The 23,921-nt window shown below is 66.0% G+C and carries 22 protein-coding genes (1 of these 22 running past the window's edge); 13 read left to right on the top strand and 9 right to left on the bottom strand.

Going from position 1 to position 23,921, the window contains the following annotated elements; translation table 11 throughout:
- Positions 1–62 precede the first annotated feature (62 nt).
- From AC4GYS_RS02900 to AC4GYS_RS02890, 3 genes are read left to right on the top strand one after another with little or no spacing between them, the layout of a single operon-like run.
- Entirely contained in the window at positions 63–950 is an 888-nt protein-coding gene (locus AC4GYS_RS02900) for an SPFH domain-containing protein (RefSeq protein ID WP_491107603.1), read from the top strand.
- Between the two features lie 5 nt (positions 951–955).
- The gene (locus AC4GYS_RS02895; RefSeq protein WP_491107602.1) at positions 956–1,153 is read left to right on the top strand and encodes a type II toxin-antitoxin system antitoxin; all 198 of its coding nucleotides are present in this window, start codon (positions 956–958) and stop codon (positions 1,151–1,153) included.
- Positions 1,153–1,398, top strand: a complete 246-nt coding sequence (locus AC4GYS_RS02890; protein WP_491107601.1) for a hypothetical protein — start codon at positions 1,153–1,155, stop codon at positions 1,396–1,398. Before AC4GYS_RS02895 ends, AC4GYS_RS02890 begins: the two co-directional genes overlap by 1 nt.
- On the opposite strand, the gene AC4GYS_RS02885 is transcribed toward AC4GYS_RS02890, so the two are convergent.
- The 5 genes from AC4GYS_RS02885 to AC4GYS_RS02865 are packed head-to-tail and all read right to left on the bottom strand — an operon-like array spanning position 1,395 to position 7,407.
- Complete coding sequence (locus AC4GYS_RS02885; protein ID WP_491107600.1) at positions 1,395–2,312, bottom strand: S1/P1 nuclease; 918 nt, start codon at positions 2,310–2,312, stop codon at positions 1,395–1,397. The genes AC4GYS_RS02890 and AC4GYS_RS02885 overlap by 4 nt on opposite strands.
- A 20-nt stretch (positions 2,313–2,332) precedes the next feature.
- Positions 2,333–4,120: a DUF4231 domain-containing protein gene (locus tag AC4GYS_RS02880; protein ID WP_491107599.1), complete on the bottom strand. Its 1,788-nt coding sequence runs from the start codon at positions 4,118–4,120 to the stop codon at positions 2,333–2,335.
- A 46-nt stretch (positions 4,121–4,166) separates the two neighbouring features.
- Positions 4,167–4,757 carry a hypothetical protein gene (locus AC4GYS_RS02875; RefSeq protein WP_491107598.1) on the bottom strand — a complete coding sequence of 197 codons (591 nt, stop codon included), beginning with the start codon at positions 4,755–4,757 and terminating at the stop codon, positions 4,167–4,169.
- Between the two features lie 33 nt (positions 4,758–4,790).
- A complete protein-coding gene (locus AC4GYS_RS02870) occupies positions 4,791–5,246 on the bottom strand; it encodes a hypothetical protein (protein ID WP_491107597.1) in 456 nt (151 codons plus the stop codon).
- 25 nt (positions 5,247–5,271) lie between these two features.
- On the bottom strand, positions 5,272–7,407 hold the full coding sequence (locus AC4GYS_RS02865) for a TIR domain-containing protein (RefSeq protein ID WP_491107596.1): 2,136 nt from the start codon (positions 7,405–7,407) through the stop codon (positions 5,272–5,274).
- 110 nt (positions 7,408–7,517) lie between these two features.
- Between AC4GYS_RS02865 and ispG the strand changes: the two genes are divergently transcribed.
- Positions 7,518–8,654: a flavodoxin-dependent (E)-4-hydroxy-3-methylbut-2-enyl-diphosphate synthase gene (gene ispG / locus AC4GYS_RS02860; RefSeq protein ID WP_491107595.1), complete on the top strand. Its 1,137-nt coding sequence runs from the start codon at positions 7,518–7,520 to the stop codon at positions 8,652–8,654.
- Position 8,655: 1 nt separating this feature from the next.
- On the opposite strand, the gene AC4GYS_RS02855 is transcribed toward ispG, so the two are convergent.
- A complete protein-coding gene (locus AC4GYS_RS02855; protein ID WP_491107594.1) occupies positions 8,656–9,798 on the bottom strand; it encodes an esterase-like activity of phytase family protein in 1,143 nt (380 codons plus the stop codon).
- 138 nt (positions 9,799–9,936) lie between these two features.
- On the opposite strand from AC4GYS_RS02855, the gene AC4GYS_RS02850 reads away from it, so the two are divergent.
- Positions 9,937–10,839 carry a DMT family transporter gene (locus AC4GYS_RS02850; RefSeq protein ID WP_491107593.1) on the top strand — a complete coding sequence of 301 codons (903 nt, stop codon included), beginning with the start codon at positions 9,937–9,939 and terminating at the stop codon, positions 10,837–10,839.
- A gap of 12 nt (positions 10,840–10,851) precedes the next feature.
- Positions 10,852–11,166: a DMT family transporter gene (locus tag AC4GYS_RS02845; protein ID WP_491107592.1), complete on the top strand. Its 315-nt coding sequence runs from the start codon at positions 10,852–10,854 to the stop codon at positions 11,164–11,166.
- Here AC4GYS_RS02845 and AC4GYS_RS02840 read toward each other — a convergent pair.
- From AC4GYS_RS02840 to AC4GYS_RS02830, 3 genes are all read right to left on the bottom strand, one after another.
- Complete coding sequence (locus AC4GYS_RS02840) at positions 11,156–12,676, bottom strand: amidase (protein WP_491107591.1); 1,521 nt, start codon at positions 12,674–12,676, stop codon at positions 11,156–11,158. The two genes, AC4GYS_RS02845 and AC4GYS_RS02840, sit on opposite strands and share 11 nt — an antisense overlap.
- A gap of 69 nt (positions 12,677–12,745) precedes the next feature.
- Positions 12,746–13,327: an inorganic diphosphatase gene (gene ppa, locus AC4GYS_RS02835; protein WP_491107590.1), complete on the bottom strand. Its 582-nt coding sequence runs from the start codon at positions 13,325–13,327 to the stop codon at positions 12,746–12,748.
- On the bottom strand, positions 13,324–15,228 hold the full coding sequence (locus AC4GYS_RS02830) for a M61 family metallopeptidase (RefSeq protein ID WP_491107589.1): 1,905 nt from the start codon (positions 15,226–15,228) through the stop codon (positions 13,324–13,326). The genes ppa and AC4GYS_RS02830 overlap by 4 nt, the downstream gene beginning before the upstream one ends.
- 52 nt (positions 15,229–15,280) lie before the next feature.
- On the opposite strand from AC4GYS_RS02830, the gene hisS reads away from it, so the two are divergent.
- From hisS to AC4GYS_RS02795, 7 genes are all read left to right on the top strand, one after another.
- Positions 15,281–16,528, top strand: a complete 1,248-nt coding sequence (gene hisS, locus AC4GYS_RS02825; RefSeq protein WP_491107588.1) for a histidine--tRNA ligase — start codon at positions 15,281–15,283, stop codon at positions 16,526–16,528.
- Complete coding sequence (gene prfA / locus AC4GYS_RS02820) at positions 16,525–17,610, top strand: peptide chain release factor 1 (protein ID WP_491107587.1); 1,086 nt, start codon at positions 16,525–16,527, stop codon at positions 17,608–17,610. The genes hisS and prfA overlap by 4 nt, the downstream gene beginning before the upstream one ends.
- A complete protein-coding gene (gene prmC, locus AC4GYS_RS02815) occupies positions 17,607–18,503 on the top strand; it encodes a peptide chain release factor N(5)-glutamine methyltransferase (protein WP_491107586.1) in 897 nt (298 codons plus the stop codon). Before prfA ends, prmC begins: the two co-directional genes overlap by 4 nt.
- Before the next feature lie 163 nt (positions 18,504–18,666).
- Positions 18,667–19,470 carry a DUF4167 domain-containing protein gene (locus AC4GYS_RS02810; RefSeq protein WP_491107585.1) on the top strand — a complete coding sequence of 268 codons (804 nt, stop codon included), beginning with the start codon at positions 18,667–18,669 and terminating at the stop codon, positions 19,468–19,470.
- 148 nt (positions 19,471–19,618) lie between these two features.
- The gene (locus tag AC4GYS_RS02805; RefSeq protein ID WP_491107584.1) at positions 19,619–21,145 is read left to right on the top strand and encodes an OprO/OprP family phosphate-selective porin; all 1,527 of its coding nucleotides are present in this window, start codon (positions 19,619–19,621) and stop codon (positions 21,143–21,145) included.
- A gap of 121 nt (positions 21,146–21,266) precedes the next feature.
- Positions 21,267–22,688, top strand: a complete 1,422-nt coding sequence (locus tag AC4GYS_RS02800; RefSeq protein ID WP_491107583.1) for a DUF4139 domain-containing protein — start codon at positions 21,267–21,269, stop codon at positions 22,686–22,688.
- 11 nt (positions 22,689–22,699) lie between these two features.
- On the top strand, positions 22,700–23,921 hold the 5' portion of the coding sequence (locus AC4GYS_RS02795) for a DUF4139 domain-containing protein (RefSeq protein WP_491107582.1). The gene runs 266 nt beyond the window's last position; only the first 1,222 of its 1,488 coding nucleotides appear in the window; it begins with the start codon at positions 22,700–22,702; the stop codon falls past the right edge of the window.

Raw genomic sequence — 23,921 nt, 5'->3', positions numbered from 1 at the left:
TTGCGCAATCGGCTGCATGCATATTAAAATGATATCACTTAGATATGGGAGGAACAGGGGATATGATCCATCTCGACGCAAGCAAGGAGCGGCCGGCCTCGACCTCGAGCGGCTACCTGATGCTGCTGATCATGCTGCTGGCGCTCGCGCTGCAGATTTATGGCATCATCAATCTGGCGAACGACAATGCCAATGCCCTCACCATCACGGCGACGGCGGTTGCGCCCGTGCTGCTGATCTTCATCCTGAGCGGCTTCTATATGCTTCAGCCCAACCAGGCGGCGGCAATCACCTTGTTTGGCGACTATCGCGGAACAGACCGCACGACCGGTCTGCGCTGGGTGCTGCCGTGGTTGATGCGGCAGAAAGTATCGGTGCGCGCCAACAACTTCATCTCCGACCGGATCAAGGTCAACGATCAGCGCGGTAACCCGATCGAGATGGCAGCGCAGATCGTGTGGCGGGTGGTCGATACCGCGCAGGCGCTGTTCGATGTCGACGACTACAAGGCGTTCGTGACGGTGCAGGCGGAAGCCGCGATCCGGACCATCGGCTCGCGCTATCCCTATGACGATTTCGAGCATCTGGAAGTGACGCTGCGAGGCAATCAGGACAAGGTCGGCGATGAACTGCGGTCCGAGCTCAACGAACGGCTCAAGGTCGCCGGAATCTCGGTCGACGAGTGCGGCTTTACCCACCTTGCCTATGCGCAGGAAATTGCGGGCGCGATGCTCCGGCGGCAGCAGGCGCAAGCGGTGGTCGCAGCGCGACAGACGCTGGTCCATGGTGCGGTCGGCATGGTCGAAATGGCGCTGAAGCAGCTGTCGGCCAAGAACGTCGTTGAACTGGACGACGAACGCCGGGCGGCGATGGTTTCCAATCTTATGGTGGTGCTGTGCGGCGAGCGGGACACGCAGCCAGTCGTCAATACCGGGACGCTGTACCAGTAAGCGCCATGGCGGAGCGCAAAGCCTTTCCGCTGCGGGTGGACGCCGGGCTGTGGGCGGCGGTGGAGCGCTGCGCCACAGCCAACCTGCGCTCCGCCAACGCCGAGGCCGAGTGCCTGTTGCGGGAAGCGCTGAAGGCCCGAGGCGTGCGGCTTGAACCGCCTCAGCCGGTCAAACGGGGCCGGCCAATGAGGGAGCAGAAGTGATGAGCGAAGGTCCGGAATGGTTCGCGCCGAAGCGCTTTGGGCTGGGTGCCGGCCTGCCGATCGCCTGGCAGGGTTGGGCGTTGTTGATCGGCTACCTCGGCGCGCTGGCGCTCAGCATCTGGATGTGGGGCGAAGATGGCGCGGTAACCCTGGCGATCGTGCTGCCGCTCACCGCCGTGCTGATCGTCGTTAGCTGGAAAACCACCCGCGGTGGCTGGCGCTGGCGTTGGGGCGAGGACGACTAGTCGCGTCGCCGCTCGGGGGCCTTCCCCTCCAGCAATGCCTCGTCGAGCATGCGCCCAAGCCTGAGGCCCCCCGCGAGAACCTGGCGACGGACGGGTGCGAGCAGCGCCTGGACGTCCGCCTCGTCGAGCACCGGGCGCTCTTTTGGAGGGGGACCACAGGGATCGGCCAGCAACGAGCCGTAAGCATAGGTCCGGGCGTTGCTCCAGCCCTCACGACTCCAATCCTCGGCCGTGCCGCCGGCAAGCGTCCTGCGTTCCTCGGTCGATAGCGCCTCCACGAAGCCGCGAGCGCGGGTGCGAAGGGGCAGGTCGTTGGTGCCGTTCGCGGGGGTGACCGGGGTCGTGATCGCCCGCTCGGGGAGCCAGCCGTCCCACATCGAGTGAAGATTGGTGCGGCCGGCGATTACGCCGTAGCTCGTCCGCACATCGTTGCCGCCACGGTCATCGCGGTCGCCGGCGTGCATCGGCTGGGCGAGATCGCCGACGAAGTGGGTGAGATAGGCCAACGCCATGACCCGGTCCCGAACCGGTAGCTTGCGGTCGGCGAGGAGGCGGGCGTTACGCTCGATCTGCGCCGAGACGCAATTGCCGTCCTTGCATGCCTCCTTGAGGTCGAACGGCTTGCAGATGTCGACATTCTGGTAATGCCAGCTGTTCTGATAGCTGAAGCGGTCGCCCATCGGCTTGATGCAATCGGCCCAGACGCTGGCGTCCTCGATGCTGGTGATTGGACAGTCGGGGGTTTCGAGATGCCAGCTGGCGCGGACAAGTCGACTGATCTCCGCCCGCGTTTGCGGCTTCATCGATTCCCATGCGATCGCCGCGACAAAGCGGTGACCATAGTCCCAGTAAGCAGCGGCAGGCGCGGCGGCGAACAGCGTGCAGAGCACGGCGAGAAGACGGAGAATCGGCACCCCGACGCTATAGGAAGCGCCTAGGCCAACGACAATTCGTGCAATTCATTGACCAGCCGCCACTCGCCGAGGTCTGCCAGCATGATACGGCCGGCCTGCTCGGTCAGGTCGGCGATTCGCGGGAGGCCGCTGGCCACGCGAAGGTCCGCGGCGACGCGTTCCAGCTGGCCCGCCGTCGAGCGCGATCGGGCCGCAAGTGCGCCGTAGTCGCCCTGAACCCTGATACCGAAGATGGCCGCTCCCAAGGCCGGCAGGCCGGCCGACAAGGCGGTGATCCAATTGCCATGGTCACGCACCAGTTCAGGCGCGAACTCCAGGCCGAGGATAACACAAAAGGTCACGGCAATGGTCGCCAGAAACAGCAGGAGCGCGAGCTTCTCCAGTCGGCCGTCGAAAGCCTGGACCTGCTGGGCATTGCGCACGTTGTAGGCGATCTGCGGTTGCAGTTCGCGCGCTGCGATCGCCTCCGCCAGGCTGGGCAGGTCGGCGGGGCTCAACCGGCCGGCGGGACATCCCGTGGTGCGCCAGAAGGCGGCGGCGTACCAGTCGATCCACCGCCGCGCGACGGGCTCCGCGGCGGAGCCCGGCGGGTCGGGTGCGGCAATGCCGAGCAGCTTCAGGCTGCGCATCGGTCGCAAGCGTTCCGCGATTTGCCGATAATCGAGCCAACGCTGGTGCCAGCAGCGACGGGAACCCACCACCGTGTTGAACACCACCGCCAGGATGACCAGAAATTCGGCGATGGCGAGCAGCAGGGGGTTGGCCGGCGCCACCAGCCCGGACAGCCCGATCCAGGCACCGAGGGCCGCGAGCAGGAAATTGAAGATGTGGCTCGACCGATAGGTCTGCGCAAAATGGGTGGCGAGCCGGTCGCTCCACTCATAAGCGGCCTGCAATTGGTCGAGGGGCGTTTCCACCCCGAGTTTCTCGACGCACGATCGGCGGTATTCGGTCCATTCTGCGCGGGTGGCCGTCACCTTTGGCCGTGCGGCGAGGTCGCGGGCCGACAGCCGGTGGGTGCCGGCGAGGGTCATCAGCAGGGGGTATTCCAGGCGAAGGCTGAACCGGCGCGGACTTTCGGTCAGGAAGCGGCGCACGAACGAACGCTCGATGGGAGCCGGCGGAGGCGCTAGCAGCGCGCGCATGACGCCAAGCAAAGCGGTGTCGTCGGCTGGCCGCCCGCAATTCCGGTCGCCCGGTGCGGTCACCACCACCGGATCGAACGCGCTCCACAGGAGGTCGCCGATCGCGTCCTGATCAGGCGATAGATGAAGGATCGGCGTGCCTCGCAGCAGCGCGGCGTCGACCGTCTCCGCAGTGCCGCCGCGCCCCCGTGCGGGCAACCCGTCCCATACCGCGAGCAGAACGTCGCAGTGGGCCACCGTTGCGCGGCCGGCCATGGTGAAGGCCTCCGGCAACGCCTGGTCGTCGCCGGGCAGTTCCAGCACGCAGCGGCTTTGCCGAAGCAGGGTCGCCAAGCCGTCGGCTTCGCTGGGCGACATCGACGCGGCGTAGCGGTCGCGGGCCATCGGCAGGACGGCCTGGATTTCCCAGCCCCGTCTAAGCGCTTCATTAGCAGCCAGCTGGTCGGCACCGCCGGCCAAAGGCGTGACCAAGGTCAAGACCGGTGGCTCGTCCGAGAAAATCTCGCGCTCCTCCGCCCAGACCTGCAAGGCGGCCGTCTCAAGCGCTTCGAGAGCGCCGGCGATCCGCTGGGTCACGGCTTCCAACCGATCTCCAAGCGCCTCGATCCGGTGGCCGGTCACGCCCAGCGTGAAGCCGAACGATGGCCGCGGCGGCGAGTCCACGCCTAGGGGCGCTCGCCGAGCTGAAGCCGCTGAAGGCTCTTCAAGGTCAGCGCCGGCCTGACCCGCGGCCTTTCGAGAACAGCCAGAGGATGCCCGCGACGGCAGCCGCCCCAAGTACCGCTACGCCGACCGCTTGTTCGGGGGTGAGGGCGCGGTTCAAGGTCACCCCACTGTTGCGATTGCTCCACCCGGGATCGAATGGGATGTATGTGGACGGGTCCGAGCCGTCGTCGCCGTCTTCGAGCAAATTGATGGTGAAACGATAGTCCTCGACGGTCTTATTGTCGTTCTGGACGATGAGCAGGCATTTATCGGACCATTTCGCCTCGATGCCGGCGACCGTGGACGGGCAATCCGGACAATCCTCGCTCTTGTCGCCCGGCTTGATCCAGAACACCTGGCTGCAGTCCGAATGGAAGCGCAGCGTCGCGCCGGAGAGATTCTGCAGGTGGATCTGCACCCAATGGACCTGGTCGTGCTTCATCCCCAGGTCTTTCTTGTTGAACTTGAGCCGTGATAGCGGAAAATCCAGCGGTCCCGGCATCCAGATCTTGTAACCGCCGCTGGAACGCTTCTTCGCCTTCAGGCGGACATCGTAGGGTACGGCGTTGGCGGGTGCGACTGGCTGAGATGGCATGCTGCTTCCTTCCTTCTGGCGTACGATGAAGCGCTAAACACTGCCGTTTCCGTTCTTCACGCCCGGATCGTGATAATCGATGATCGTAGGATCCGAGCTTGGATCTCCGACGCGTGAGAAATTCAGGCGAAAGGACAGCAGACACTCGGTTTCGTTCGTGTTGTGCACGATCAGTCGCCGGCCGTCCCGGCTGACGTCGACGCCTTTGAATTCGCCCAGCGGATCCTGCGACGGATTGGGCGGGCATTCCGGTTCGGTCGTGATGTCGCCGCGAGCGACCCAGATGGCCTGCCTCGGGTCCGGGTGGAAGCGGCGCGTGCCGCCGGGATCGTCGAGTTCGAACACGACCTCGTGCCAATCCTCCTTCTTAAGATTGTCCTGCTTCTTGTAGAATTCGAGCCGCTTCTTGGGCTGCTTCGCTTCGAGCATCTCGAAACCACCTCCGGCCAAGGCCTTGATGGTGACGGGCCGTTCCTTTCCATGTCCCATTGTCCTGCTCCCCTTGGAATTGCGATCAGTCTGCCCGGTAACCCATGCCCGCCAACTGTCGCTGGAGCTCAGCAGCACCAGCGGTATCTCCGAGGCTGGCGAAAAGCTTGGCACGTTCACTCAATTCGCGGGGCGTTTCCCCGATGTCGCGGGGCCAAAGCGACAGGCTTTCGGTCCAGCGTTGGCGTGCGCCCTGCCGGTCACCGGAGGCCGCCTGAATGTCGCCGGCGAGCTTGGTCAACATTGCGAGTTGAAGGCGGTCCTCGACCCAGTTGCTGTTATGCGCGCGGGCGGCGGCGAGACTTTGGCCAACCTGTAGCAAGGCCTCGCCCGGACGCCCCTGGGCGAGAGCCAGGCGGGCTTGTTGCGCGCGGCAGCGGGCCAGCCGGGTCTGCCAGCGAGCCACCGCCGGATCGCGCCTGGTCAGCGTTTCCGCGAGGCTGCACGCCATGTCGATGTGGCGACCGGCCTCCGGCAGTCGGCCCAGTCGCAGCATGAGATCGCCAGCGACCTGCTGGGCGCCCGTGCTGCGATCCATCCACTCGGCGCTGGAAGGCTCCGTCGCCCGAAGGGCCATGCTGATCCTGACGGCCTCACGCGCGTGCGCCTCGGCGGACCCGTTCTCACCCAAGGCAAAGCGAAGCAGGGCGGCGGCCTGATGAGCGACCATTGCCTTGTCCTGCAAGCCGGTGTCGCGCGGGTCCGCGGCGCTGTTGCGAGCCAGAATGGCAAGCTGGGCATCGCGAAAGGCGACTGCGCGTTTCAAGCCGCCGGAGCGTTCCAGCGCATCGGCCAGAAACGCCAGCGTTTCGCCCTTCTGATCCAGATAGGCCCGATTGCCGGGATCGGCGGCGAGCAGCCGGTCGGTCCGCGCGAGGGAACGGGCAAACAGCTGCGCCGCGTCCCTCGCCTTGCGCTCCTCCAGCAAGACGGCGCCGACGTTCTGATCAGCATAAGCGCCTTCGAGTTGCCAGCGCGATTCACGAGGTTGAAGGGCGATCATTCGATCGGCCAGAGACTGATATTCGCGAAAATACCGCAACGCTTCATCCCGCTGGCTGCGCTGCATCGCGATGCTGCCGACGTAGAAGACGTTCTGGGCGTGATCGAACAAGCGCTGCGGATTATCGGGATCACGGCGAAGAGCCTCGGCGGTGCCGGCCAGGCCTTCGCGGTAGCGGCGGAGCGCGCCTTCGAGGTCCCCCCGCCGCTGGGCGATGTCGCCCATCAGGGTGAGCGCCCTGGAGCGCTGGGCCAAGGCCTCGTCCGACAAGTCGCCCTTGTTCTGGCGCTCGTAAAAGGCGAGCACCCGGCTGCCGACCGCGTCGAGTGCATCAAGGCGGCCGACCGGCTCCAGCTTGTCTTTCAGATCACCGATCATGAAACCGACCAGGCTTTCGGCCTCGCGCCGCTGGTCGCGGGCGGCGTCGCGGGCCTGGATGGCGGTAACGGCGAGCGTGCTGGTCAAAGCCATGCCCGCGATGGAAGCGGCGGTCACCAGGACCATCTTGCGGCTGCGGCGCACTTCCTCGCGATGAACAAGCTCGTCGAGGCGGCAATCGAGCATTCCGGCGACGATCTTGAGCAGGCCGGCCTGGCGACCATCTGCGCTCTCGCGAAAGTCGGCGGCGACGGGCTCGGCCGCTTCTCCAGTCGGACGGCCGCGCGCATCGTAGCGCTCCCGCAGCGCCGGGGGGAAGCATTCCTCCGCCTCGCGGCCCGGGATGGCGCTGGCGTTGGGCAGGCCGGCGAAGATGGCAGCCAGCACCTGCCCGTCCGGACGCATCCGCCGGAAGCTGCGGATCTCCTCGTCGACCCAGCGGCTTTGCGCGGCGGCGGGGGAGCAGAGCACGATCAGGTGGCGCGAACATTCGATCGCTTCCCTGATTTCCTGCGTCAGGTCGGTGGATGCGGCCAACTCACTCCGGTCTCGAAAGATCGGGGCGAGGCTCCTGGGAATCAGGAACCGCTTGGTTCGCCGCCCGACGAGCGCTGCTGGCACCCGGAATTTCTCGAGCGCTCCGTGCAGCCAGGCGGCTTCGGCGGCATCGGCGTGGCTGTAGGAAAGGAACGCCCAGTAGCGCTGGACGAAGGGCGCGCGCTTCGCCGTCCGCCGGGGTCGGGCGGCACTGCGACGCGACAGGACGGCCGATCCTTCCACCCTTTTGATTTCCCCGAGTCTTAACGGGGCGCATTAACAGAAAATCAGGGAATTCTCCACGCTTTGCCGGTTGCCTTGGTTCTGTAGCGCCGGTCCTCTATATCCCCGTCATGTCCATTCGTCCGTGGCGCGATATCCAGCGCCGACCCTCCCGGCAGATCATGGTCGGTAACGTGCCGGTCGGCGGCGATGCGCCGATCACCGTTCAGACCATGACCAATACGCCAACTTCCGACGCGGCGGCGACCATCGACCAGATCCGGCGGTGCGAAGAGGCGGGGGTCGATATCATCCGCGTGTCGTGCCCGGATGTGGAAAGCACCGCCGCGCTGAAGGAAATCGTGCGCGCGGCCAACGTTCCGATCGTTGCGGACATCCACTTTCACTACAAGCGCGCACTGGAAGCCGCCGACGCGGGCGCGGCTTGCCTGCGGATCAACCCGGGCAATATCGGCTCGAACGAGCGGGTGGCGGAAGTGGTGCGCGCGGCCAAGGCCAATGGCTGTTCGATGCGGATCGGAGTCAACGCCGGCAGCCTCGAGAAGCACCTGCTCGAGAAATATGGCGAGCCCTGCCCGGACGCGCTGGTCGAAAGCGCGCTCGACCATGTTCGCCTGCTCGAGGACAATGACTTTCGCGAGTACAAGATCAGCGTGAAGGCGTCGGACGTCTTCCTCGCGGTCGCGGCCTATTCGCAGTTGGCCAGCGAGCTCGATTGCCCGCTGCATCTCGGCATCACCGAAGCGGGCGGGCTGATCGGCGGCACGGTGAAGAGCTCGGTCGGCCTCGGAATGCTGCTGTGGAGCGGGATCGGCGATACCATCCGCGTGTCACTGTCGGCAGAGCCGGAGGAAGAGGTTCGCGTAGGGTACGAGATCTTGAAGAGTCTGGGCCTGCGCCATCGCGGGGTGCGGGTCATCTCCTGCCCGAGTTGTGCGCGGCAGGGCTTCGACGTGATCCGCACGGTCGAGAAGCTGGAACAGCGCCTGCAGCACATCCGGACGCCCATGAGCCTGTCGGTGCTCGGCTGTGTGGTGAACGGGCCCGGCGAAGCGCGCGAAACGGATATCGGTGTGACCGGCGGCGGAAATGGCAAGCACATGGTCTATCTGTCGGGCGTCACCGACCACCATGTTTCTGACGAAGGCATGGTCGACCACATCGTGCGGCTGGTCGAGCAGAAGGCGGCTGAAATCGAGGCGGCCAACGCCGTTGCGCCTACGCCGGAACTGCACGCGGCCGAATAGCCTAGATCGGGTCGGCGAACTCCACGCGCCAGAAGGCGGTGGCGACGTCCTCGATCCCGAAATCATTGTCGTTGACCAGCAGCAGTGTCCGGTCGTCGAGCAGGACCATGCCTTCCAGGTCGGCGTTGACCTCCGGGTGGTCGTCGGTCGATAGCAGGACCCGCTTGCGCAGCACCGGCAGGTCGAGCGTCCCTGCGGCGCTGAGTTCCTCGACGGTGGGCCGGGTTTCCGCGAGCGCATATTCGTCCGGCAAGGCGCAGCCGGGGTCGAGTTCGATCAGATACAGCTTGGTCGTCTCCGACCCTCGCTCCAGCAAGAGCAGCCGGTTGCTGCCGACGCACAAAAGCTCGCTGACCTTGATGTCGGAGCGTTGGAGATCCCCCTTGGCGACATCGCGGCGGAAACTCGCGGGCTCATCGAGCGGCACCAGATATTGCGCCAGCAGCGCGCCCGACTCTGTATCGAGGGTCCAGAGCCGCACGTGCCGGGCGGCGGCGTGGGCTTGCTCATCGGGATGCGCGAGCGGGCTCTGGAACAGGAGGTGGAGGCGAGCGCCATCTTCCGACAAGGCGATAGCCTCGAAGCCGCGATTGACCTGGCGAGCGGCGGCGAGCACGGGCAGAACGCCTTCGACCGGATAGGGTGCGCCGGCGAAGCTGGCTTCGCTGCCTTTCGGCACCCAGCGAACACGGACTCGTCCATCCGGCGTAACCCGCAAGAGCGATGGACCATATTCTTCCCCAATCCAGAAATCGCCGTCCGGGTCGACGGCAATGCCCTCGCTGTCCACGCCGCCGGGGTCGGGCCGAAGGGGGGAGCCGTCAGGGCGCAGAGCGGGCTCCATGCGGCTGTTTGCGCTTCCTGGCGTCGGCAGGCCGCTAAGTGGTTCGCCGTCTTCACCGGTGATCGGAAAAGCGCGGACCAAATGTATCGCGTCGTGATCGATGCGAAGTTCGGCGATGGTCGGCCCAATGTCGAGCGCCGGCATGATCTTGGCGCCGCGTTTGGCATGGGCGACGCCGTCCATGCCGTAGGTTTCCACCGCCAGGTCGATCTTGAGATTCGGTCCCCGATCGCCGACCGCGAACAGCCGCCCGTCCGCCGTTCGAGCAAGGCCCGAACCCAGGCCCCGAAGGACCCTCATGGCGCGGCGGGGAAATGGCATGGTAGCGAGCAGTTCGTCTGCAAAGTGGAGGCGAGTGAATTTCGGAGTGCCCATCGCTTGGCAACGAGCGCGGCAGGGGAGGGTTGCGCAGCGCCGGCAATCGCGTAGCGGCAGCGGATGCCGTCGCGCCGTCATTCTCCAGCTATAGCCTTTCTGGTCGGGACCCTTGGCATTGCCCTGTTCTCATTGATGGACGCGGTGATGAAAGGGCTGGTGCTGGCAATCGGCGTCTATGCGACCATGCTGTGGCGCAGCTTTGCAAGCGTGGGTCTGTCGGGGGCGATGTACCTGCCCGGACGTTCCGGGTGGCCGGCGCGGGCGGTGCTGCGGTTGCATGTGACCCGCGGGGTGTTGACCACGGTGATGGGGCTGCTGTTCTTCTGGGGCATTGGACGCGTGCCGCTGGCTCAGGCGATCGCCCTTGCCTTCATCGCGCCGCTGATCGCGCTTTATCTTGCGTCGGTCTGGCTGCACGAGAAAATCGGCCCGCGCACCTTGAGTGCCTCGCTGATTGCATTTGCCGGAGTGCTGGTGATCTTCGTTGGCCAGGCGCAGGCCGATCTCGGCCGGGAGGCGTTGCTGGGCAGCCTGGCCATATTGCTGTCGGCGGTCTGTTATGCCGTCAACATCATCCTGATGCGGCGGCAAAGCCTGGCAGCCAAGCCGCTGGAGATCGCCTTTTTTCAGAACCTGACAGTGGGCGTGACACTGCTGCTTGCGCTGCCGCTGGTCGGAACGGCGATACCGCCTGCGGATCAGTGGAGCTGGATCCTGCTGGCGGCCATCCTTTCCACCTTGTCGCTGCTGCTATTGAGCTGGGCCTATGCCCGGGCCGAAGCCAGCTATCTGGCCGCGACCGAATATACCGCCTTCCTGTGGGCGGCCCTGTTCGGCTGGCTGGTGTTCTCCGAGCCCTTGTCGCCGTTCACGCTGGCCGGCGCGCTGCTGATCGTTGCCGGCTGTTTGCTGGCGGCGCGCAAGCCGAAGCAGGCCAACCCCCACCTCGAAGTCGCAGCCTAGGAGAGCCGTTCGATGGCCTGGTTCCTACTCATCCTCGGTGGCCTGTTCGAGGTCGGCTTCACGACCGCGCTGCGATTCGTAGACGGCTTTCGCAACCTGCCGTGGACATTGGCTTTCCTGGGTGCGGTGACGATGTCGATGGGCCTGCTGGAATATGCCGCGCGGACGATCCCGATGGGGACGGCCTATGCGGTGTGGACCGGCATTGGTGCGGTCGGCACGGTGGTCGTCGGCATGGCCTTCTTCGATGAGCCGGCGAGCACGGTAAGGGTCCTGCTGATCCTGCTGATCATTGCCGCCATCGCGGCCCTGAAGCTTACCGCTTGAGGTAAGGCGCGATTGCCGGGCTTTGCTCGATCGAGCGGAAGAACAGGGGTGGCGGTAAAGGCCCGCGCGCTTGCTCATAGGCGTAGCCAAGGTTCAGCAGGTCGCCATCCGCCCACTTCGGCCCGATGAAGCTAAGGCCGACAGGCAGTCCTTTGACCGAGCCCATTGGCACGGTGAGGTGAGGGTAACCGGCCACCGCGGCAAGTCCGCCGGCACCGCCGCCGCTGATCTGGTCGCCATTGACCGCGTCGATCTTCCAGGCCGGTGGCATGGTCGGGCCGACGAGCGCAACGACATTGTATTGCTTCAAAAGCCGGTCGATGCCGTTGGGCCCGGCCGCGCGGAAACTCGACGCGCGCGCGCGCCGGTAAGCCGGGTCGCTTGTCCCGCGCGTCTTTTCCGCCTGCTCAAAGGTTTCTTGCCCAAACAGAGCCAGTTCGGTGCGAGCGTTGGCCGTGTTGAAGGCGATGACGTCCGCCAGGTTCCTGACCGGGATCGGCGCCGGGCTGGAGCGAAGGTAGTCGGCCATGCCCGTCTTCAGCTCGGCCAGCAGGACGGTGAATTCATCGCGTCCGATGGCGCCACGGTCGCCGCCGAACTCCTTTATCTCGACCAGGGTTGCGCCCTGCGCCTTAAGGACTGCAAGCGCGGCCTCGAACGGCTGGTCGGTCCCGAAGCCCGAGGCGAAACGCATGACTCCGATCCGCTTGCCGCGAAGCGCGCCTCCATCGAGCAGATATTGGGAACGCTTGTAGCGGTCGGCCTCGCGAGTGGCGGGGTCGGCCGGGTCGCTGCCGGCCATCGCGGCCAGCAGCAGGGCCGCCTCGGCCACGCTGGCGGTCATGGGCCCCGCCGTGTCCTGCGAGACGCTGATCGGCACGATGTGGGTCCGGCTGACAAGCCCGACGGTCGGCTTCATGCCGACAATACCATTGATCGCCGCCGGACAGGTGATGGAGCCATCGGTTTCGGTGCCGATCGCCATCCGGACGAGGCCCGCGCCGACGGCCGCGCCGCTGCCGCTCGACGAGCCGCACGGGTTGCGGTCGAGCGCGAACGGGTTGCGGGTCTGCCCACCGACTGCGCTCCAGCCCGAAATCGAGTTGTTGGAACGAATGTTCGCCCACTCGCTCAAATTGGTCTTGCCGAGGATCACCAGACCCGCCGCGCGAAGGCGTGCGACCAGCGGCGCGTCGCGGTTGGTGACGTTGCCGAGAAGCGCCAAGCTGCCTGCGGTCGTGGGTAGCGGACCGGCGACCTCGATATTATCCTTGATCAGGATCGGCTGACCGACCAGCGGCCCGCCCTTGCCCGATGCGTCGATCTGCCGAGCCTGCGCCAGCGCCGTCGGATCGAGCGCCAGGACCGAGCCGACTTGCGGATCGATCCGCCGCACCCGTTCGATGGCGGCCCCGGTCTGGTATTCGGCAAAGCCGGGGCGCTGCGCGTGCGCCGGGCTGGCGAGGGCTGCTGCGACAATCGCAGCGCCGGCAAACAGGTGAAGATTCAAGCGGTTGCCTCCGGCAGATGGGAAGAACGCTTCATTCCATCCCCTTCTGCCGGACACAAGCGCGTAAAGTCAGTCCTGGACTTCGCGGCCTTCACCGATGGCTTCGTCACGGTCCTGGAAGCTGACGTTCCTGGCACGCTCAAGGCCGTCGCGGATGACCTGCAGCGCCTCGTCGCGCCCGCCCCAGCGACCGACGCGAGTCCACTTTTCGGGCTCCAGGTCCTTATAGTGGGTGAAGAAGTGGGCGATCTGCTCCATGACGATGGGGGGCAGGTGCTCGCCTTCATGCACGTCCTGATAGTATGGCGAGGTCTTCACCTCCGGCACTGCCAGCACCTTCTCGTCACCGCCCGCTTCGTCCTCCAGGAAGAGCACCGCGATCGGGCGCACCCGGACCACGCAGCCTGGCATGAAGGGCGAGCGCGCAACGACCAGGCAGTCGAGCGGATCGCCGTCGTCGCCCAGCGTGTGCGGAATGAAGCCGTAGTTGGCGGGATAGCGCATCGAGGTGTGGAGGATGCGGTCGACGAAGATGGCGCCGGACTTCTTGTCCAGCTCATACTTCACCGGTTCGCCACCGATCGGCACTTCGATCAAGACGTTGACGGACTCAGGCGGGTTGTCTCCCGCCGGCACGAGATCAAGGTTCACTTTGGCTCCAGAAGGATGTCGAGGGCGCCCCGCCCACTGCCGACTTTGGTGAAGCGCGGATAGCGCAGGCCGCCGTTCCAGGAAAGGGGCACGCTGCGCACCTCTTCGCCGCGCTTCACGGTCAGCGTGATCGGGGTCGTTCCGCCCTTGGCTGCGGTGATCCGCTCCTTGATCGCGGCTTCGCTGAAGGCGCGGCCGTCGACCGCAATGATGCTTTGACCAACGGTCAGCCCGGCGCGGAAGGCGGGACTGCCCCACTGAACGCCGGTTATCTTCCCGTCCTTGTCCAGCGACAAGCCAAGCGAATAGCTGAGATCGGTCGACTTGCCCGATCGCATGGAGGCAGCGTGCGCCGGCGTCGGCTCCTCCCCGAAGTCGAGCCGGTATCCCGAGCGTGTAAAGCCGGCGAGCGGTGCGCGTTCGCTGGGGCGATTGACCCGCTCGTCCAGGAAGCGCGCCCAGTCGTAACGGTATACGCCGTTCAGGGTGCTCACCACCTCGGCGAAATCATAGGGGAGGACGCCCCAGTCGCCGTTTCGCATGCCGAAGAACGCCTTGGCGAAATCGTCCATGCCGCGGCGGTTGCCGGTGCCCTGGCGGATGATGGCGTCGGCCTCCGTCCAGATCAGCAGTCCTTCGTTATAATAGTCTTCGCTACGCTGCCAGCTGGTCCACGCCTTGGGTCGCCGGGCGGAGATGATGGGATCGTTGGTCGTGTCACCAAGCGGCCGCCACGTGCGCCCTTCGCGAGCGTCCAGCGAGGCGGCGATCACCGCCAGCTTGTCGAGCACCTGTTGCTTGGTCGACAGACCTGAGCGGGCCTCGAGCACATAGCCCCAGAATTGGGTCTGTCCTTCATAGACCCACAGCATGGAGTTGCGCATCGGGGTGCGGAAGTCTGGCGTGAACAGGTCCGCGCCGCGACGGAATTTGCCGTTCCAGCTGTGCACGAATTCGTGCGGCAGCAAATTGTGATCGGGGAGGCTCGCTTCCCAGTCGATGAAATAGCCGGGATCGTTCTGGTTCTCGCTGCTGCGATGATGCTCCAGCCCGATGCCGCCCAAGCGGTCGGTGATCGCATGGAGGAAATCATAATGGTCGTAGTGACGCGCCCCGAACAGCTTCAACGACTGGCTGACGAGGTTGCGGTGTTTGGCGAGCACATCGGCGGATACGGCCAGCTCGCGCGGGTGGTCGGCAACGGTATTGAGCGTGACTCCGTGACCGAGGTCGTCGGCGCGGAAATACCTGCCTGCGAAGACCGGCGAGTCCTGCAGCGTTTCGTAGCTGACGGTGCCGTAGCTGATCCGGCTGCCCGCGCTCGCGCTCGCGCGCAGCGCGGTCGCGGCCCGCCAGCCCGCCGGGTAGGTGACGGTGGCACTGACCGGGATGCGGCGGGTGAAATAGCCGGCCGGATAAAGGGACACGTCCTCGAACTGCAGGTTCAGCATTTCGCGCGTGACGAGGATTCGACCCTGGTCGGAGGACGTCGGGGTCAGATACTGGAAACGGGCTTCGATCTCGGTCGTGCCGGCCGGCACGTCGAGGTGGAAGGCGTAGATGTCGACCGGATCGCGGATCCAGGGGATGACCTGCCCGCCGGCCCGAAAGGTCAGGCCGGCGAGCTTGTCGAGCTCGCCGCGCGGCGCATGGTTGCCGGGGATCCACTGCGGGAACAGCAGGGTCATGCGTCCGGGCGCAGCCACCGGAATGGTCTGCCGCACCTGCCAGATGCCTTGCTGGATGTCGGTCACGTCCACCTCCAGCCGCATCGTGCCGGGATAATCCACGTCGCGGGCGGCGGGCACGGTGCTGACGATCGGCACCGGCTGCGGGGCGCTGTTCTGGGCGGTGGCGGGAAGTGCGGCGAACAGGGCCGCGAGGAGAACGGGAATGCGCATGGCGCCCTGCTAGCCATGCTCCCGCGCAGCCGCTAGGGGCGCAACCCACATTATGGCGCAAATCCAGACCCCCCAGCCGGTTCGCGGCACCCAAAGCATGCTTGGCGAAGAGGCCGACCGGTTTCACGCGGTGGTCGGCGCCTTCGATCGCGTGCGCCGTTTGTTCGGCTTCAAGCGCGTCGAATTGCCGGTGATCGAGGCGACCGCGGTGTTCGCCCGCTCGCTCGGCGAGACCACGGACGTGGTGTCGAAGGAGATGTACACGTTCGAGGATCGCGGCGGCGATTCGATCACTCTGCGGCCCGAGTTCACGGCGGGGATCGCGCGGGCCTATCTGACCGAAGGCTGGCAGCAGTTCGCGCCGCTGAAGGTGGCGACCCACGGCCCCGCCTTCCGCTACGAGCGGCCGCAGAAGGGACGATTCCGCCAGTTCCACCAACTCGACGCGGAGATCCTGGGTGCGGGTGAGCCGCAGGCGGATGTCGAGGTGCTGCTGTTCGCCGACCAGTTGCTCAAGGAACTGGGGCTGGGCGAGACGGCGGTGCTGAAGCTCAATACGCTGGGCGACCCGGCGACGCGGCAGGCCTGGCGCGACGCCTTGTACGATCATTTCAAGGCGCACGCCGCAGAGCTAAGCGACGACAGCCGCGACCGGCTGCAGCGTAATCCGGTGCGGATCTTGGACAGCAAGGCCCATGGCGACTGGCCGATCGTCGACAGCGCGCCGGCAATCGACGCCTTCCTGACGGGCGAGGCCGCAGATTTCTTTGCGGCCGTGACGGATGGCCTCGATGCCGCCGGAGTGCAGTGGGAGCGGGCGCCGCGGCTGGTTCGCGGGCTCGATTATTATCGGCATACGGCGTTCGAGTTCATGACCGACACGCTGGGCGCGCAAGGAACGGTGCTGGCCGGCGGCCGCTATGACGGCTTGATCGAAACGCTCGGTGGGCCGCACACGCCGGCAATCGGCTGGGCGGCGGGGATCGAGCGGCTGGCGATGATGATCGGTGCGCCGGCGGCCGAGCGGCCGGCGGCGGTGCTGGTGCCGATGGGCGCGGCGGCCGAGCGTGCGGCGGTGACGTTGCTCGCCGATCTGAGGCGGCAGGGCATTGCGGCGGACATGGCGTATCGCGGCAACATGAAGAAGCGGATGCAGCGCGCCGCGGCGAGCGGTGCTGCCCATGCCGTGATCCTGGGCGACGCGGAGCTGAAACAGGGCGTGGCGCAGGTCAAGGATCTGGCTACGGGTGAACAGCGGGCGATGGCGCTCGACCAGGTGGGAACGGCCATCCGCGCATGAGCCAGATCAGTTCGGAACGAATCGCCCAGATCGAGGCGAAGAAGCATGAGCTGAGCCAAGCGATGGCGTCTGGCACGCTGGCCCCGGACGAGTTCGTGCGGCTGTCCAAGGAATATGCGCAGGTCGAGCCGGTGGCCGCCGCCGCGCGCGAGGTTCGCCGGCTGCGCGCTGAGCTCGACGTGCTGACCGGAATGGCGGCCGACGCCAGCGCCGAGGCGGAGTTGCGCGAGATGGCGGAAGCCGAGATCGAGGATATCCGGGCTAAGCTGCCCGAGGCCGAGCGCAGCCTGGCCGTGCAACTACTGCCCAAGGACTCGGCGGACGAGCGCGCTGCGATGCTGGAGGTTCGCGCCGGCACCGGCGGCGACGAAGCCGCGCTGTTCGCCGGTGACCTGCTGCGCATGTACCAGCGCTTTGCCGAGGAGCAGGGCTGGAAGTTCGAGCTCATCTCCGCATCCTCCGCGGATGTCGGCGGCTACAAGGAAGCGGTGGCATCCATCAACGGGGCCGGGGTGTTTGCCAGGCTGAAGTTCGAAAGCGGCGTCCACCGGGTCCAGCGCGTTCCAGCGACGGAAAGCGGCGGGCGCATCCACACCTCCGCAGCGACGGTGGCCGTGCTGCCCGAAGCGGAGGAAGTCGATGTCCACATCGACGACAAGGACCTGAGGATCGACGTCTACCGCTCGTCGGGGCCCGGCGGCCAGTCGGTCAATACGACCGACAGCGCGGTCCGGATCACGCACTTGCCGACCGGTCTGGTCGTTATCCAGCAGGACGAAAAAAGCCAGCACAAGAACAAGGCCAAGGCGCTGAAGGTGCTCCGGACCCGATTGTTCGAACTCGAACGCGAGCGGTTAGCGAACGAGCGGGCGGGCGCGCGCAAGTCGATGGTCGGATCGGGCGACCGGTCGGAGCGCATCCGGACGTATAATTTCCCGCAGGGGCGAGTGACGGACCACCGGATCAATCTGACGCTGCACAAGCTGCCGGAAATCCTGGAAGGGCCGGGGCTGAAGGAACTGACCGATGCGCTGATCGCCGAGGACGAGGCGCAGCGGCTGGCTGGCCTGGAAGAGGCGTGAAGCAGGTCAGTCGGGCGCTGAGCGAGGCAGCGCTCCGATTGAAGCCGGTCAGCGATACGCCGCGGCTCGATGCCGAACTGCTGATGGCCTGCGCCCTGGGAATCGAGCGCGACGCCCTGTTGCTCGATCCGCCGGCGCGCCCCGTTCCCGCCATCTTCGCGGACTTCGTCGAACGGCGGCTGGCAGGTGAGCCGATCGCCTACATCACCGGCCGTCGGGCCTTCTGGAACATCGAACTGGAAGTCGGCCCGGGCGCGCTTATTCCTCGCCCGGACAGCGAAACCCTGATCGCCGCCGCGGCCGAGCATTTCGCGGGCACGGAGGGTCCGCGCCGGATCCTCGACCTCGGTACGGGGCCAGGCACGCTGCTGCTCGCCGCGCTCGACCAATGGCCGCGGGCGACCGGCCTTGGCGTCGACCAGTCGGCCGAGGCGCTCGCCTATGCCCGCCGCAACGCCGAGCGGCTGGGGTTGGCGCACCGGGCCTATTTTCGTCTGGGCGACTGGGCGCGCGGGATCCACGAGCGGTTCGACCTGATCCTGTGCAACCCGCCCTATGTGGCGAGCGACGCGGAGCTTGGCCGGGGGGTCCGGGAACATGAGCCGGCCGAGGCACTGTTCGCCGGCAAGGAAGGCCTCGACGATTATCGTCGCCTCGCACCCGAGATTGGCCGGTTGATCGAGCCGGGCGGCCTGGCCTCGATCGAGATCGGGTTCGACCAGGCCGATTCGGCAACGAAGGTTTTTCGTTCCGAAGGGCTCGAGCCGCGCCTGGCCCATGACCTCGGCGGGCGTCCCCGCGCGCTCCTGATTCGGGGCGCGGCCACAAATCGCTTGGAAAAGGGCAAAAGCCGCATTACATCTACGCGCAGGGACGGGGCCGCCTCACGCTAAATCAACAGCCTGACGCCTCCCGTTGCTACCCCCGATGCAATCGGTCGTGACAGCGCGCAGGCATTGCGCGCAGCCATGACGACAAGGGGCACCGCGGCGCTTTAATCCGGCGCCGTGCGGCTGCCGCTCGCATCAGGGGTCGGTTGTCACGCGCTGTTGGAGAATGACAAGCGCCAGTGCGACGGGGAACAAGGATTTGATGAACAATCGCCAGGGCGGCCGCAGGCGCGGTCGCGGTGGGCAGTCTCCCAGAGGCATGTCCGGCAGTGCCGGGGGGAATGCCCGGGACAATCGGCAGCGTGGCAATGCCGCGCAGCTGCTCGAGAAATACAAGGCGCTTGCGCGCGATTCGCAGCTCGCCGGGGACCGGGTCCAGACCGAATATTACCTGCAATTCGCCGACCATTATTTCCGCGTTCTCAGCGAAACCCGCTCCCGTTTCGAGGACCAGCGTCCGCGTCGTGACGACGACGACGATGGCGAAGAAATCGACGACGAGATCATGGAGGGCGAAAGCGACGACGAGCCGCGCCAGGATCGTCGTCGCGAGCGCGACCGACCGGAACGCGACCGGCCAGACCGGGGTGAGCGGTACGAGCGGGGAGACCGTCCGGAGCGAGCGGAGCGGCCGGAGCGTTCCGATCGACCCGAGCGTTCCGAGCGCTCCAATCCGGGCGAGGCTGAGGGTGGCGAGCGCCGCGAGCGCTCGAGCCGCGATCGCGACGACCGGGGCGAGCGTCGCCCACGCCGCGAGCGTCTCAATGGCCGCGATCGCGACGAAGGCGAGGCTGCGGAAGAGGCCGCGCCCAGGATCGCACAGGACATCCTTCCGCCCGCCATCGGGGTCGCGTCCGAACAGCCGGACGCGGGCACCCGCGGTGATGATGACGAGGCCCCCCGCCCGCGCCGCCGAACCCGGCGGGTGCGTCCGGTCGAGGACGAGGGCGAGATCGCTCCGGCAGCCTGAGTGCATCGGGCTTGAAACGCACAGGGCGGCAGGCTTCGGCTTGTCGCCCTTTTTCTTGTAACTTTACCGTCATACTCTCGTCACTCGACAGACGCGCAGCGCACCTAGGCGGGTCATTGAGCGAGTCAGAGGGTCAGGGGGTTTTGCGATGAAGGCACCGATCGTGAGTGCGCTGTTGTGCGGGACGGCAATGATGCCCGCGGCGCCGGCATGGGCCCAGGACAATTCACCTGCGATTTCCGCGCCCATCCCGGAGGACTCCCAGGCCAAGATCGATCGCCTGGAGGAGCAGGTCCAAGCGCTGCAGAAGTCCATCGACGAGCTGAAAGGCGCGATGGTCAAGGCAACGCCCAGCTGGAAGGGCGCGCCGCAATATGAGGACAAGGAAGCCGGCTGGTCCTTCAAGCCGCGCGGTCGACTGATGTACGATGTCGGCTATGTCTCGAACCCCGACGACGACAATATCCTGACCCGCAATCTCGGCTTCAACAGCCGCTTCCGCCGAATCCGCCTCGGTGCGGAGGGGACCATTCCAGGCGGTTTCGGCTACAAGGCGGAAATGGATTTCGCCAACGGCTCGGTCGGCTTCGGCGACGTGATCCTGACCTATTCGCCAAAGGACCGACCGTACAGCCTGACGCTGGGCAACCATGAGACGCTGAACGGCCTCGAGCAGATCAGCAGCTCCCGCTACATCAGCTTCCTCGAGCGCTCGGCTTTCAACGAGGCGTTCATCAACACTCGCCGGCTGGGATTGTCGTCGACGCTGGCGAACAAGGCCGGGGACCTGCGGCTGAGCGCGGGGCTGTTCGCAGCCCATTCGATCGACAGTTCGGTCGACAACGACGGCTGGATCGGTGCGGCTCGCGCAGTCTATTCGCCGAAGCTTGGCGACAATCAGCTGCACCTCGGATTGAACTACCAGTACCGCAATTTTCAGTCGAACAACGGAACGACCGTGAATAGCGGCGGTGCAGGGTTGCCGTCCACCAATCAGCAGGCCCGCTATCGGGCGCGGCCGTTCAGCCAGACCACCGACGTCCGTTTCGTGGACACCGGCAATTTTGCGGCCAAGAGCGACCAGATCGTCGGGGTCGAGGCTGCCGGCATCTTCAAGTCGCTCCATGTCGCGGGCGAAGCGCAGTACCTGAAGACCAACGCCTACGGCCGCGGCGCGACCTTCGATGACGCCAACGATTTCTTCCCCACCCCGAGCTTTCTCGTCGCGGACGGCGACCCCTCCTTCTGGGGCGGCTATGTCGAGGTCGGTTATTTCCTCACGGGTGAGACCCGTGGTTATCGCAATGGCCTGTGGGACCGGACCAAGGTGCTGAAGCCGTTCAGCAAGGGCGGTTGGGGCGCATTCCAGGTGAATGGCCGCGTCGACTATCTCGATCTCGACTCGAACAAGCTCAAGCGCGGCTTCACCAACGACTTCGCGACGGGCGGGTCGCTGTCGTCGATCAATCTGACCCGCGGCGGCAAGCAGCTAGGCCTGCTGGGCAGCCTGGTGTGGATCCCGGAAGACTATTTCCGGATGTATTTCCAGTATGCCCGGGCAAACATCACCGGAGGTCCGTTCAGCGACGATATCGACGAGGATGCCGGCAAGCCGTTCGACAAGCGTGACTTCATCGTCGATGTCTTTTCCGCCCGAGCGTCCATCGATTTCTAAGCCGTTGGACGAACGCGACATTTGCGCAACAGCGGACAAACGGTAACAATCGGCTGTCTGCTGTTCGTTTGACGTTCATGTAACAAGATATCAACATGGCCTCCGTTCGAAGGGAGTGCCCATGCGTTCAATTATCAGCCTTTGCCTCGCGGTCGCCGCAGTGCCCCTGGGCGCTCAGACCATCCCCATGCCCGAGGCGAGCGCGCAGGGCGACGTCGCAGTCACCATTTACAACAACAATCTGGCGTTGGTGCAGGACCGGCGCGAGATCAACCTCCCGGCCGGTCGCTCGCGGCAGGAATTTCCCGATGTTTCGGCGCAGATCCGCCCCCAGACGGTGACCCTGACTGGGAACGGCCTCGGCATCGTCGAGCAAAATTTCGACTATGACCTGCTGTCGCCCGCCGCCCTGATGCAGAAGGCGGTGGGCGAGACGATCACGCTGGTGCGGGTCAATCCGGCGACCGGGGCCGAGACAAGGGAGCGTGCGCGGGTGCTGGCTGCGAATGGCGGCGTGGTGCTGCAGATCGGCGAGCGGATTGAGGTGCTGCGTGATGACGGTCTGCCCGTCCGGGTGGTATTCGACAAGGTGCCGGAAGGCCTGCGGCCGCGGCCCACTCTGTCGGTAACGTTGACCGCGCCGCGCGGCGGGCGTCAGCCGGTGACCCTGACATACCTGACCCCCGGGCTCGGCTGGCAGGCAGATTATGTCGCGCTGTTCGACGAGCGTGCCGGCATGCTGGACGTGCAGGGCTGGATCACGCTCAACAACGAGAGCGGTACGGCTTATCGCAACGCCAATACGGTGCTGGTCGCCGGCGCGGTTGGGCAGGAGCCCGGCGGCTATGCGCGAGGAGGGGTGTATTATCCGCCGCCACCGCCGCCGCCCGCGCCGGACGGGCCGCTGCGCCGTCCCGGTACGGAAACCAGCGGGCGTGAACGCCTGGGTGATTTCTACCTATACCCACTGCCAGAACGGACCACGATCGCCCAGCGGCAGCAGAAGCAGGTGAGCTTCCTGGACGTCAGCGGAACGCCCGCATCGCGGGGTTACGAGTTCCGCAATCCCTGGCTGGGAACGCTGCAACAAGCGTCCAGCGCAGCCACCGTGTTGCGCTTTTCCAGTTCACGCCAGCAGGGCTTGGGCGATGCGCTCCCGGCCGGGACGATCCGAGTCTATCAGCGCGATGCCCGCGGCAATCCCCAATTCGTCGGCGAACACCGGATCAATCATACACCGATGGGCTCGGCCATCGCCCTGCCGACAGGTGAAGCCTTCGACGTCAAGGTCCAGCCAGTGGTCGAGAGCCGTGAGCGGCTGGCCAACGACCGCTGGCGCACGACCATGCGTTATACGCTGAGCAATGCCCGACCCGACCCGGTCACCGTCAATCTTCTGCAGTCCGGACTGTATGGCGACACGAGGGTGGTCAGCCAGACCCTCAACGGAGACCGCCGCTCGGCCGACGAGATCATGTGGCGGGTAACGGTTCCGGGCAACGGCCGGACCGAGGTCCGCGCCGTGTTCGAAACCGGCTATTGATCGGGTCGATCGTGCGGCGCCTGCTGCTCGGCCTGTCACTCGTGGCCGGAGTGCCCGCGAGCGCGGGGGTCGTCACCTCGCCCGCGCCGGAGCGGGTCGCGGTGACGCTGTACCGCGACCCCGGCCGCGCGCCCGAGGCCGCCCTGAACCTGGAGTGGTTAAACGGTTTTGCGCTGGTCAGCGAGGTTCGCCGGGTACGCTTGCCCGCCGGCGAATCGGATCTTCGCTTCGAAGGTGTCGCAGGTGGCATCCTGCCGCAGAGCGCCATTGTCACCGGCCTGCCGGGCGAAGTGGTCGAGAAGAATCGCGACGCCTACCTGCTGTCAGCCGCCAGCCTGGTCGAGCGCTCGCTGGGGCGGCGCGTTCATCTGCGCCGTACCGACCGGGCGACCGGACGAGTGCGCGAGCAGGAAGCGGTGATCCGGTCTGGAGCGGAAGGAGCGCTGGTGCTGCGGACCGGTGACGGCTTCGAGGCCCTGCGCTGCAGCGGCCTGGGCGAAACCCTGGTCTACGACGGCGTGCCCGAAGGCCTGTCGGCCAAGCCGACCCTGTCCATCCGCACCCGCTCGACACGACCGGTTGAGGCAACCGTGACCCTGTCCTATCTCAGCTACGGCTTCGACTGGCAGGCCAACTATGTCGCGACCTTGAATCCGGCCGGCGACAAGCTTGATCTGTTTGCTTGGCTGACGCTGGCCAACGGCGACGAGACCAGCTTCCGTGATGCCAGCACCCAGGCCGTTGCGGGGCGGGTCAATCAGGAGCGGGTGTGGCAGGGCCGGCCCGCAAGTGAGCGGCTAACGCTGCGCTGCTGGCCCGGACAGACCACCAGCGACATCCCGCTGGATGCGGCCGAAGAGATCGTGGTCACCGGCAGCCGCATTTCGTCCTACGCTCTTGCGCCCCCGCCACCCCCGCCACCTCCGCCGGCGGCCGAACGGGGCGGCGACATGGAGGCGGCCCAGGAGGAGCTGGGCGATCTGAAGCTTTATCGCATTCCGGAACTGGTAACCGTCGCGGCGAACAGCCAGAAGCAGGTGCGCTTCCTGCAGCGGAGTTCGGTTCCGGTCGAGTTCGTCTATCGCGCCAGTGCTGCCAGCGAAGGCCAGGGATGGGGTTCGATGACCCGGGTTGCGATCATCAGGAATCGGCGGGGCGGTCCGCTAGGCGTACCGCTGCCGGGCGGTGAGTTCCTGCTGTTTGCATCCGGGGCGGCCCGCCCGCTGTTGCTTG

The organism is Sphingomonas sp. SP1, assembly GCF_058313395.1.
The sequence above is the reverse complement of the archived record's forward strand: the minus strand, read 5'-3'. Positions and strand labels throughout refer to the sequence as shown.